The 11,936-nt window shown below is 44.0% G+C and carries 12 protein-coding genes; 7 read left to right on the plus strand and 5 right to left on the minus strand.

The window, feature by feature from the left end; all coding sequences use genetic code 11:
• Positions 1-10: 10 nt before the first annotated feature.
• Both L2096_RS07195 and L2096_RS07200 read right to left on the minus strand, forming a co-directional pair.
• Positions 11-718, minus strand: coding sequence for a GntR family transcriptional regulator (locus tag L2096_RS07195; RefSeq protein WP_004935317.1), 708 nt, complete (start codon positions 716-718; stop codon positions 11-13).
• A gap of 210 nt (positions 719-928) precedes the next feature.
• A complete protein-coding gene (locus tag L2096_RS07200; RefSeq protein ID WP_250365149.1) occupies positions 929-1,729 on the minus strand; it encodes a sulfite exporter TauE/SafE family protein in 801 nt (266 codons plus the stop codon).
• Positions 1,730-1,759: 30 nt separating this feature from the next.
• Here L2096_RS07200 and L2096_RS07205 point away from each other — a divergent pair, with 30 nt between their 5' ends.
• Together L2096_RS07205 and L2096_RS07210 are read left to right on the plus strand one after the other, a co-directional pair.
• Entirely contained in the window at positions 1,760-2,530 is a 771-nt protein-coding gene (locus L2096_RS07205; RefSeq protein WP_004935311.1) for a biotin--[acetyl-CoA-carboxylase] ligase, read from the plus strand.
• Complete coding sequence (locus tag L2096_RS07210) at positions 2,527-3,264, plus strand: pantothenate kinase (RefSeq protein ID WP_250365150.1); 738 nt, start codon at positions 2,527-2,529, stop codon at positions 3,262-3,264. The genes L2096_RS07205 and L2096_RS07210 overlap by 4 nt, the downstream gene beginning before the upstream one ends.
• Positions 3,265-3,308: 44 nt before the next feature.
• Here L2096_RS07210 and ffh read toward each other — a convergent pair whose 3' ends face one another.
• Positions 3,309-4,718: a signal recognition particle protein gene (ffh, locus tag L2096_RS07215; protein ID WP_004935305.1), complete on the minus strand. Its 1,410-nt coding sequence runs from the start codon at positions 4,716-4,718 to the stop codon at positions 3,309-3,311.
• Positions 4,719-4,863: 145 nt separating this feature from the next.
• Between ffh and L2096_RS07220 the strand changes: the two genes are divergently transcribed.
• The 3 genes from L2096_RS07220 to L2096_RS07230 all read left to right on the plus strand — a co-directional run bounded on the left by L2096_RS07220 (position 4,864) and on the right by L2096_RS07230 (position 8,519).
• A complete protein-coding gene (locus L2096_RS07220; RefSeq protein ID WP_004935303.1) occupies positions 4,864-5,673 on the plus strand; it encodes a cytochrome C assembly family protein in 810 nt (269 codons plus the stop codon).
• A 94-nt stretch (positions 5,674-5,767) separates the two neighbouring features.
• On the plus strand, positions 5,768-6,700 hold the full coding sequence (locus L2096_RS07225) for a tRNA dihydrouridine synthase (RefSeq protein WP_250365151.1): 933 nt from the start codon (positions 5,768-5,770) through the stop codon (positions 6,698-6,700).
• A 307-nt stretch (positions 6,701-7,007) separates the two neighbouring features.
• On the plus strand, positions 7,008-8,519 hold the full coding sequence (locus L2096_RS07230) for an outer membrane protein transport protein (RefSeq protein ID WP_151746434.1): 1,512 nt from the start codon (positions 7,008-7,010) through the stop codon (positions 8,517-8,519).
• Positions 8,520-8,571: 52 nt separating this feature from the next.
• Here the strand turns inward: L2096_RS07230 and thrH are convergent, their stop codons facing one another.
• A complete protein-coding gene (gene thrH / locus L2096_RS07235; RefSeq protein WP_004945758.1) occupies positions 8,572-9,189 on the minus strand; it encodes a bifunctional phosphoserine phosphatase/homoserine phosphotransferase ThrH in 618 nt (205 codons plus the stop codon).
• A gap of 182 nt (positions 9,190-9,371) precedes the next feature.
• On the opposite strand from thrH, the gene L2096_RS07240 reads away from it, so the two are divergent.
• Positions 9,372-10,106: a phosphoadenylyl-sulfate reductase gene (locus L2096_RS07240; RefSeq protein ID WP_004935291.1), complete on the plus strand. Its 735-nt coding sequence runs from the start codon at positions 9,372-9,374 to the stop codon at positions 10,104-10,106.
• A 171-nt stretch (positions 10,107-10,277) separates the two neighbouring features.
• Complete coding sequence (locus L2096_RS07245) at positions 10,278-11,684, plus strand: WS/DGAT/MGAT family O-acyltransferase (protein WP_151977819.1); 1,407 nt, start codon at positions 10,278-10,280, stop codon at positions 11,682-11,684.
• Between the two features lie 56 nt (positions 11,685-11,740).
• On the opposite strand, the gene L2096_RS07250 is transcribed toward L2096_RS07245, so the two are convergent.
• A complete protein-coding gene (locus L2096_RS07250) occupies positions 11,741-11,914 on the minus strand; it encodes a PA1571 family protein (protein ID WP_004935285.1) in 174 nt (57 codons plus the stop codon).
• Between the last annotated feature and the right edge of the window lie 22 nt (positions 11,915-11,936).

Genomic DNA, 11,936 nt, shown 5'->3' on the forward strand with positions numbered 1-11,936 from the left:
CTTGAAACGATTAGCGCGTCGAAGAACGACGTGAACGGCGCGCCCATGCCAGTTCGATCTGTTTCATGCGCGTCAAGGAGTCCAACACCAAGTTACGCAAGTGTCGGCAAAAATCTTCCATAAATAAAGTGGCTTGATGTGATTTTCGGATTAAAATTGCATCAATCACCAGCTTAAACAGCGCAAAAGCCTCCTGTAACTCGCGTCGGGAGGTATTTAAGGTTAAAAAATAACTACGGCGCAACGAGGGCAACAGCTCTTTATAAAATTTCATTAAATAGGGATTTCCCACGATATCGTGCTGGGCAGCCAAATAGTCGAAAATGCCATCGTAAAATTTTTCGGTGTCACCTGCTTTAACTTGCTCTTCAAGCTGCACAAGCAAATGTTGTAATTGCTCTGCTTCATGTCCGCGCCAGCTTTCACTCAGGCGCTGCACAATGTGCCCCAGTACCAACACACTGCTGTCAAATAAAGCTTTGACTTGCTGTGAGGACATTTCGGACACGATCGCACCGCGACGCGGAAAGATATCAATCAGATGCGTACGCTCAAGCAGCAACAAAGCCTCACGCACTGAGCCACGACTCACGTCAAGCTCTTTAGCAATGCGAAGCTCCTGAATACGCTCACCTTCGACCAATTCCCCTACAATAATTTGCTCACCGATCCGTCGTGCAATGTGTTCTGAAAGACTGTCTACGTCATCAAGATTCATGGCTCACCTTTTTTCATTTTTTATTGGACGCACTTGTGCCAATCCTGCATGGTGTTTATTGTTTTTAACTGATTTGAATCTAATATTGCTATGTCTTTGTCTAACAATTTTATTGCATTTTAAGCCAATTGCCGTCTTTTACAGGATGACTGTGCATTTCTGTATGCGCTGCATCATTTAAAAAAGATCAATCAACTGGCTCAGGCTTAATTAAGATAAGCCTTGATAAATAAAGTAAATGCCTACCGTGGTCAATAAGCAAGCAAAACATTTTTTTAACATGGCAGGTGATAACTGATGTGCCACACGAGCCCCCAATTTGGCAGTGATAAAGCTCATGATACTGATGCCCGTAAACGCATAGAGATGAATATAGCCAATTGCATTCGGAACAGAGACGTGTTGTTGATAACCAAACCACATAAAGCCAAGCGCCCCCGCAACGGCAATCGGTAAGCCACAGGCAGCCGAAGTAGCAACTGCCTGCTGCATCACCACGCCATTTTTATTCAAATAAGGTACGGTCAGGCTGCCACCGCCAATTCCGAAAATAGCGGAAGCTACACCAATGCCCCCTCCTGCCAGAATTTGCATGGCGCGCGACGGCAAAGATTGTGTTTGATCAACCACAGTATGAGCGCCTTTAAACATTTTAAATGCTACCCAAATTGCAAAACTGCCAATAATCAGTTGCAGATGCGGGCCAGACAATAGATCGGCAATTCCCGCTCCAATCAATGATCCGATCACCAGCCCAGGCGCCATATTTTTAAATACATGCCAGAGTACCGCACCTTTTTTATGATGTGCCATCACAGAGCTGATCGAGGTCACAATAATGGTCGCCAGAGACGTACCCACCGCCATGTGCATGATCACGGTAGGATCATACTGAAGCTGATGAAACACCACGTATAAAATTGGAATAATAATTAACCCACCACCTACACCAAATAAGCCTGCGGCAAATCCAGCGATTGCACCAATAGCCAGATATATGATTAACTCCATAAATAATTTTCCACTTTTCTCAGATTCAACATGGATTTAGAGACACGTATACTCAGACAACGTCTTTTAGACGCACAGCAACTGCCAGAAATTCTTCTTCTCAAAGAAAGCACCACATCGACCAACGATGATGTGCGTGAGCTTGCGCAAAAAAATGTTGCAACTGCATTGGTGTGCAGCCAGATTCAGACCCAAGGACGGGGCCAGCACCAGCGCGAATGGATTTCACCCAAAGGTAACATTTATTTAAGCACACTGGTCAATACTCAAACAACGCTTGACGGCCGTCTGGCGCTTGAAATTGCATTAAATATCTTACAAATGCCAGCTTTAAGCGAGCTTAAATTACAGGTGAAGTGGCCGAATGATTTATATAGCCTACAAGGAAAATGGGGAGGTATTCTGGTCGAGCCGTTATCACCTCATCAGGCGATTGTTGGCGTAGGCATGAATCTGGTCACACCCATGCAGTTGCCGACCGATCAGGCAGTTACTTCGCTGAGCGATTTGGGGCTACTTCAGGCAGACCGGACGGAGCTGATTGCACAGCTCTACCTTGCTATTCAAAATGCCAAGGACTGGTTTGATCATGGCTGCTATAACCTCGACCAGCGATTTAACCATTATGCTGCCTTTATGCATCAGGCTATCCGTTTTGAGCATCATCAGGGTCACATTACGGGTAGTTTTGAAGGTATTAACAGCGAAGGTGCGGTGATGGTGCATGATCAAGAGGGCCTGAAGCATTTTTATCAAGGTCGTATGCGTCTGATTCAGCATGAAGATGGATCGGCGCTATGAAACAGTTATGGCTCGATATCGGCAACACCCGATTAAAATACTGGATCACTCAAAACGGTGAGACGATTGAACATGCTGCCGAGCTGCATTTGCAATCACCTGCGGATTTACTGCTCGGCCTTATCCAGCACTTTAATCATCAGAAAATTCAGCGTGTCGGTGTCTCTTCGGTACTCGATGCAGAAAATAATGCCCGTATCCAGCAAATTCTCGCCCGATTAAATATTCCAATTGTCATGGCTCAAGTGCATGCCGAGTACGCACAACTCAAATGTGGCTACGAGCAACCTGCCCAGCTTGGAATCGATCGTTGGCTACAAGTTCTGGCGGTTGCCCAGCCTGATCGAAATGTATGTGTGATTGGCTGCGGCACCGCTCTGACGATCGATTTGGTTCAAGGCCACCAGCATTTGGGTGGCTATATTCTGCCGAATTTATATTTGCAGCGTGATGCGCTGATTCAAAATACCAAAGGCATTAAAATTCCAGATTCTGCCTTTGATGATCTTGATCCGGGACACAACACCATAGATGCCGTACATCACGGGATTTTACTGGGATTGGTCAGTACAATTGAAGCCATTATGCAGCTTACACCGCAGCAATTGGTTTTAACGGGTGGCGATGCGCCTTTATTTGCCAAGTTCTTGCAGCATTATTCCCCGCAAATCGAATCTGATCTTTTACTCAAAGGCTTACAGCATTATCTACAGCATCAGCCCGCTTGTACCTAAAGCATAAAAAAGGCGCCGTAGCGCCTTTTTTATGCTGTTTAAGCTTATTTCTTGTCGTCTTTTCCGCCAAACAATGGCCCGACACCACCGCCACCGCCAAACTGCTTTTGCAGATTGCCGAATGAACGCATCATTTTGCTCATGCCAGACGGATTGGCAAATTTTTTCATCATTTTTGCCATCTGACTGTGCTGTTTAAGCAATTTATTGATTTCAGAAACATCCATACCACAACCAGCCGCAATACGTTTTTTACGGCTTGGATTGATAATATCTGGATTTTTACGCTCTTTAGGCGTCATCGACTGAATAATGGCTTCCATTTTCTTGACTTGCTTTTCAGGATTGGCCTGCTCAATCGCCTGCTGGATACCTGAATTGCTCATGCCTGGAAGTTTATCCAGAAAGCCCATCATGCCGCCCATTTTTTTCATCTGTTCAAATTGCATGAGCATGTCTTCCAAATTGAAAGTACCGCCCTTTTGCAATTTTTTCGCCATTTTTTCGGCTTTTTCTTTGTCGATTTTGCGCTCGACTTCTTCCACCAGTGACAAAACGTCACCCATGCCAAGAATACGCTGTGCGATACGTTCAGGGTGGAACGGCTCGAGAGCATCGAGCTTTTCGCCCATACCCAAGAACTTAATCGGTTTACCAGTAATTGCACGAACAGAAAGTGCTGCACCACCGCGTGCATCACCGTCGGTTTTGGTCAAAATCACACCCGTCAACGGTAAAGCATCGTTAAATGCTTTCGCAGTATTGGCAGCATCCTGACCAGTCATGGCATCGACCACAAACAAGGTTTCTGTCGGTTTGATCGAGGCATGTAATGCTTTAATTTCGCCCATCATGTCTTCATCGACATGTAAACGACCTGCGGTATCGACAATCAGTACATCGGCAAACTGAATTTTGGCTTGCTCAATGGCACGGTTGGCAATATCAATCGGCTTCTCATTGGCATTCGATTCAAAAAAGATCGCGCCAACTTCGCCCGCTACCGTCTGTAGCTGCTTGATCGCAGCCGGACGATATACGTCGGCAGATACCATCGCGACTTTTTTCTTTTGGCGTTCTTGTAAAAAACGTGCAAGCTTGGCAGCCGTGGTGGTTTTACCCGCACCTTGCAAACCGGCAAGTAACACCACCACGGGTGGTTTTGCCGCAAGATCGAGGCTTTCATTGGCCTCACCCATCATTTTGGTCAGTTCGTCATGCACAATTTTGACGAATGCCTGCCCAGGGGAAAGCTGAGTCATCACTTCCTGACCCAATGCCTGTTCCTTAACTTTCGCGATAAATTCACGAGTTACAGGTAACGCAACATCAGCTTCAAGAAGTGCCATACGTACTTCACGTAAGGTATCTTTAATATTGTCTTCGGTTAGCTGCCCTGAGCCAGTAACATTTCTTAAACTCTGCGTGAGTCGTTCTGTTAAGGTATCAAACATTGCAAAATCCGCTAAAAATGGCCAGTTGCAAAAAAATCTTTCTCAAAATAGAAAATTTATGCATAAGATGCTATAGGATACTGTAGTTCGCCGCGAATTTATATCTCATCTAGATGAATATTCTAAATCCCGAAAAAGGTTTGACATGATCAGTCTTCCGTTGGTTTATACCATTTTGGCACTTATTGCGTATACGACCTCATTCTGGTATCTGTTTATGCACTTGATGTCAAAACATAATCCCAACTCTTGGCTTATTGGCAGTGTGGTCAGTTTAGGTTTGGCATTGCATGCAGCTGTTTTATATAACAGTATGCTGACTCCGCTGGGAATCAATTACGACGTATTTAACCTTATTTCATTTACTTCAGGTCTCATGCTACTCATGAGTCTGATTTTTAGTACGTTTCGGCCTATTTTGGCACTGAATCTGATCGGAATTCCTGTGGCAGCCACGGGCCTTATTTTAGGCTATGCGTTTAGTCGACCAGATCAGTTCATTGAAAGGCACAGCCTCGGTCTAGACCTACATATTATCTTGTCTCTATCTGCCTATGCTGTACTGCTGATGGCAACCATTCATGCAATTTTGCTTTGGTTTCAAGATCGCGAACTCAAAAAGAAGCAAAAACATCGCTTCTGGGTGAATTTATTGCCTCCGTTTCAGGCCATGGAATCCTTGTTATTCGATTTGCTGCGTACTGGTTTTGTGCTTTTAACCGTCGCGCTGGCTTTTGGCTTTTTTACCGTTGAAAATTTCTTGGGCCAGCATCTGGCTCACAAGACCGTGTTTAGCATAATTTCATGGATCATCTATGGCGCTCTCTTGATTGGTCATGCAAAATTTGGCTGGCGAGGCCAAAAAGCCATTCGCTTTACCCTGATCGGCTTTATTTTACTTGCCATCGGATTTATTGGCAGCAAAATGATTTTAGAGCTTATTCTCGGCATTTAATGCTTGCTGTTTTAAGCCACATGTCATGACTGGACATCGCCTGTAAAAATGCGTATAACGCTCTGGTTTATTCAAACCAGTCAGGGTATATACGTTGAAACTCATTCTTGCACCAATGGAAGGTTTAACCGATCCGATCATGCGTGATGTGCTCACTCATGTTGGCCGCTTTGACTGGTGCGTAACCGAGTTTATCCGTGTTACCGATAGCGTATTGCCCGACCATGTGTATTACAGCTATTGCCCAGAGCTTAAAAATAACGGTAAAACTGCGGCTGGTACGCCAGTCCATGTGCAGTTTCTGGGGAATAATCCGGATATGCTGGCAGCCAATGCTGAAAAAGTGGTGGCCTTGGGCGCACCTGCCATCGATCTGAATTTTGGCTGCCCAGCCAAAACCGTAAACCGACATCGTGGTGGATCAGTTCTGCTCGATGAACCCGATGTGGTACATGAACTGGTCAAGGCAGTGCGCGATGCTGTACCTGCTCATATTCCGGTCTCTGCAAAAATGCGTCTGGGTTACCTCGATGAAAACCACACGATGGACAACGCCTATGCCATTCAAGACGCAGGCGCGAGCTGGCTGACGGTACATGCGCGAACCAAAGCAGATGGCTATACGCCACCAGCCTATTGGGAAAAAATTCAGCCAATTCAAGCCGCACTTGATATTCAAGTAATTGCCAATGGTGAGATCTGGAACAACCAAGATGCCAAAGCCTGTCAAGCCCAATCACAGTGTGAGGACTTAATGTTGGGCCGTGGTGCAGTGACAACGCCTGACCTTACCCTATGTATTCGAGAAAACTCAGACCAGCCACTCATGACATGGTCAGATCTGGTTGTGCTGCAACAACGCTTTTTGAGTGGTCAATTCAAAACCGAAGTGGGAATGATTGGCCGCTATAAGCAGTGGTTGGGCATGATGACCAAGGCCTACCCTGAAGCAAAAAGTTTATGGGATGAGGTCAAGCGTATTAAACAGCTTGATGAGATTCTCCTTAAACTTGAGAAAATCCAATGATTAAGCTCATTGCGATTTGATGGATTGAACTAGCTACACAATTCAATCTACGAAAATCCATAATGATTTCATAGTTCAGCTCTATCTCGCACACAAATTGATCAAATATAAACCATAAACAATGCGTAAAGCGAAAAATTTATACTAATTGGTTCATTTCCAGCATTTACACGCCTGTGAATTGTGTTATTTTTGTACCACGGAGTAACTTTTTGATTTTCGGCATTTAGATCGAAAGGAAAAAGTTTAAACATCAGTTCCATGAAGGAACACCATAATAAAACATTGATGTTCAAGGGAAAATACAATGAAATTAAAACACTTAAGTACGGCTGTATTACTTGCAAGCTTACCACTGACTGGCGCCTTTGCAGCAGCGCTAGACCGTTCGGGTCAGTCTATGTCGGGATTCTTGCAACCAGGAAATTATTTTGAAGCAGGCATTTCTATTCTAGATCCAGATGTTTCGGGTAAAGAAGCAGGAAGCAGCACCACACGTCGTAACATTGGCGACATGGCGGAAGATTATTATTTCCCAAGCGCGGTGCTCAAACTACAAGTGGCCGATCATTTTTCATTTGGTTTACTTTACGATCAGCCATTTGGTGCCAAAGCAGAATATTCTGGCAATAATGTGTTCGTATCGAATCCTGTAACAGATACAATTTTACCTACTGATAGATTAACCGCAATTCGTAATAGTACAATAGATTCAACTTTTAATGGCTTAAGTGCTCAAGATCGAGTGGGCTTAGCATTACAATCACAAGGAGTTAATCTATCAACTCCTCAGGGGCAAGCTCAGTATCAACAGACACTTAATGCGTATAATAATAATGTTCCAACGGTAAAAGCACAAATTGATGGTGGTGTAAAACAAGCGATTACAAATCGAGTTGATGCAGGAATTGCAGCAGCAAACTCTACTTTAGGAAAAGGTAATACAAAAGTTGAGGTTGATTCACAAAATCTTGCCTTTGTTTTTGGCTTCCAACCTAACCAAAACTGGAATTTCTATGCGGGTCCTGTTTATCAAACCGTTAAAGGAAATGTAAGTTTAAGAGGCCAAGCCTATAGTCTGTATAACGGTTATGATGCCAATATTAAAGAAACCAGTGGCGTAGGCTGGCTAGCTGGTCTTGCTTATCAAATTCCAGAGATTGCCTTAAAAGCATCCCTAACCTATCGCTCCGAAATTGATCATGACGTCAACATAAATGAGAACCTTCCAACCTTACCAGCTCTAGCATTGTTGGGATCAAATGGTGCAGCAACTGCTGAAGCAATTGCTGCATCTTCTGGTAAAACAACTATTACTACACCACAATCGGTGAATCTTGATTTCCAAACCGGAATCATGGCCAATACCGTTGCATTTGCCAATGTGCGCTGGGTCAACTGGAAGGATTTTTCAATTCGCCCCTATAAATTTGGAAAAGTATCCGAAGCGGTTGGTCCGCTAGTTGGTCGCCCAAATGGTTTTAATCTGGTTGAATACTCAGATGATCAGTGGTCTGCCAATGTCGGTGTGGGTCGCAAGCTTAATGAGCAGTGGGCCGGCAACGTTTCTGTGGGCTGGGATTCAGGTGCTGGAAATCCGGTCACTACACTTGGGCCAACAGAAGGCTACTGGAATGTCGGATTGGGTGTGCAATATAGCCCACAACCGAATTACTTTATTGCAGGCGGGGTGAAATACTTCTGGCTGGGTGATGCCAAAGCACAGACGGGTGCACAAGCTGGAAGCAGCGACTATGTAGCAGAGTTCAGTGATAATCATGCTATTGCCTATGGCATGAAAATTGGCTACAAGTTCTAAGCACGAATCAAATAAAAAAGGCGCATCTAGCGCCTTTTTTATCGTTCAGTTTTTACGCCGGAATGTCACGCTGCGATACGGCACGAATCGCTTCTTTCAGCGCATCATAACCATGAATCGCTGGAAATTGAGGAAATTCTGCAATCACATTCTCTGGCGCATCAAACAAGAAACCATGATCGGCTTCACCCAACATCGTTGTGTCATTGTAAGAATCACCGGCAGCAATGACACGGAAGTTTAAGCCATGCAACGCTTTGACTGCTTCGCGCTTTTGATCTGGTTGACGAAGTTTATAGGCACTGATCATCCCCTTTTCATCTGTTTCGAGTTTATGACAGAAAATAGTTGGCCAGCCCAGTTGCTGCATAAGCGGATGTGCAAACTCGTAAAATGTATCGGACAAAATAATCAATTGGAAATGCGTACGTACCCATTCCACAAACTCTTTAGCGCCCGGTAGTGGCCCCATGTCTGCAATTACGGCTTGAATATCATTTAGGCCTAAACCATGTTGCTTTAAAATATTAAGACGCTGAGTCATTAAGACATCGTAATCCGGAATATCGCGTGTGGTGGCTTCAAGCTCTTTGATTCCTGTTTTTTTTGCAAAATTAATCCAGATTTCCGGAACCAAAACACCCTCAAGATCAAGACATACGATTTCCATGGAAGACTCCAACTGTCAGTTTTAAAAATGGATGTATAATAGCATTAAGCTGATCAAAAATGGGTCATCGTTGAAGATTTCATTGTGTACCCCAAGATCGTTGATTTATTTATTCTAAATTCGGCACTTTAAAGAACGCTGCGCTATATAATACGCATCCAAGCCTGTTGCCAGGAGCCTATATGACCGCCATCCCTACTCTCGATTTGGTTGATGCACTCAATACCGAATATGCAGATAAGTATCCAACTGAAATTTTAGAACTTGCACTGAATCAAGAAGGTGAAATTGCAATTTCATTTTCGGGCGCCGAAGATGTGGTGCTGATTGATATGGCCTCTCGTTTGCGTAAACCGTTTCGCGTTTTTAGCCTTGATACAGGCCGTTTGCATCCTGAAACTTATCAGTTTATCGAAACGGTTCGTAAGCATTACAATATCGAGATCGAAATCTGTTTTCCAGAATCGGATGCGGTACAGCAGTTGGTGAAAGAAAAAGGCTTGTTTAGCTTCTTTGAAGATGGACATACTGAGTGCTGCGGAATACGAAAAGTTCAACCGCTTCGCAAGAAACTGGCCACACTCGATGGCTGGATTACAGGTCAACGAAAAGATCAAAGTCCGGGTACACGGAACGAAATTCCCGTTGTTCAAGCGGATGCTGGATTTTCTGGCCCCGGCAAACAGCTGATCAAATACAATCCGCTGGCTAACTGGTCGAGTGCCGATGTATGGAATTATATTCGCATGATGGAAATTCCATACAATCCGCTGCATGAACGTGGCTTTATCTCGATTGGCTGTGAACCATGTACCCGTCCGGTGTTGCCAAACCAGCACGAGCGTGAGGGGCGCTGGTGGTGGGAAGAAGCCACCAAAAAAGAATGTGGTTTACATGCCGGTAATGTGAATAAATAATTCAAAAAAAACCACTGTTATTACAGTGGTTTTTTTATGAACTCGCTATTCAACATAATTTGTTAGATTTATGTCGGCGAATAACGATATACTAGTTGTACGGTTCTATAATTCTAAAAACATAGCTCATATCAGGGTTATTATTATCATTGCAGTGAGGCAATCCACGCTATGCGCCCATTACATCCGATTGATTTTATCTTCTTGTCATTAGAAAAAAGACAACAGCCCATGCATGTCGGTGGATTATTTTTATTCCAGATTCCAGACAATGCACCAGCCACATTTATACAAGATTTGGTAAATGATATTCGTATTTCAAAGTCGATTCCTGTTCCTCCATTTAACAACAAACTCAACGGTTTGTTTTGGGATGAAGATGAAGAGTTCGATTTAGATCATCACTTCCGTCATGTTGCGCTGCCTCATCCAGCTCGAATTCGTGAACTTCTGGTGTATATCTCACAAGAACACAGTACCTTGCTCGATCGTGCCAAACCACTTTGGACCTGTAATATTATTGAAGGGATCGAGGGCAATCGTTTTGCCATGTATTTTAAAATCCATCATGCCATGGTGGATGGCGTGGCAGGTATGCGCCTCATTGAAAAATCTCTGTCTCACGATGTGAATGAAAAAAGTATTGTTCCACCTTGGTGTGTCGAAGGTAAACGCGCCAAACGCCTAAAAGAACCTAAAGTCAGTAAAATCAAAAAAATTATCACGGGGCTCAAAACACAATTACAGGCCACACCAACCGTAATGCAAGAACTCTCACAGACGCTTTTTAAAGATATTGGTCGTAATCCCGATCATGTTTCAAGCTTTCAGGCTCCTAGCTCGATATTAAATCAGCGCGTAAGTTCATCACGCCGCTTTGCTGCGCAATCATTTGAACTGGATCGCTTTCGAGATATTGCCAAAGCTTTAGGCGTGACCATTAATGATGTGATTTTGGCGGTCTGCTCGGGCGCGCTTCGCGAATATTTACTTAGTCACAACAGCCTGCCTTCAAAGCCGCTCATTGCGATGGTTCCCGCTTCTGTTCGAGATGATGATTCCGACACCAGTAACCGTATCACCATGATTCTGGCCAATTTGGCAACGCATAAAAATGATCCGCTTGAACGTTTGCAAATTATTCGTCGTAGCGTACAAAACTCGAAACAGCGTTTTAAGCGTATGACCAGTGACCAGATTCTTAACTATAGTGCGGTGGTTTATGGTCCTGCAGGCTTAAATATCTTGTCGGGGATTATGCCAAAACGTCAGGCATTTAATCTGGTCATCTCCAATGTACCAGGACCACGCGAACCACTGTACTGGAATGGCGCCAAGCTCGATGCATTGTACCCTGCCTCAATTGTATTAGACGGTCAGGCGCTCAATATCACCATGACCAGCTATTTAGATAAACTTGAAGTCGGTCTGATCGCTTGCCGTAATGCCTTACCAAGTATGCAAAACCTTTTAACACATTTGGAAGATGAAATTCAGCGCTTCGAAGCAGTGATTGCAAACAATGATGCGGATTTAAGCGCTATTACCGATGTTAAAAAAGACGCCGCGGCGTCCTAATCTCTTTATTGTTATTCTGATCATTACAAACAAAACGAAAGGGCTGAAATAGCCCTTTAGTTTTTAATGGTACGACATTGTTTAAGTAATTGATGGCACACATTACGGATCATTGCGGTTGTGATCTGAACTTCTTTACCTTGATCATCTACCATATAACAAGATGCAGCCGTTTTGCTGTCGATCATATGCTTTAAACCTTGAGTTAATATTCTTTCACTAACATTCATGCGAGAGACCCCTTATATTTGC

It is taken from the genome of Acinetobacter sp. ACZLY 512 (genome assembly GCF_023614015.1).
GTDB lineage: Bacteria > Pseudomonadota > Gammaproteobacteria > Pseudomonadales > Moraxellaceae > Acinetobacter > Acinetobacter soli.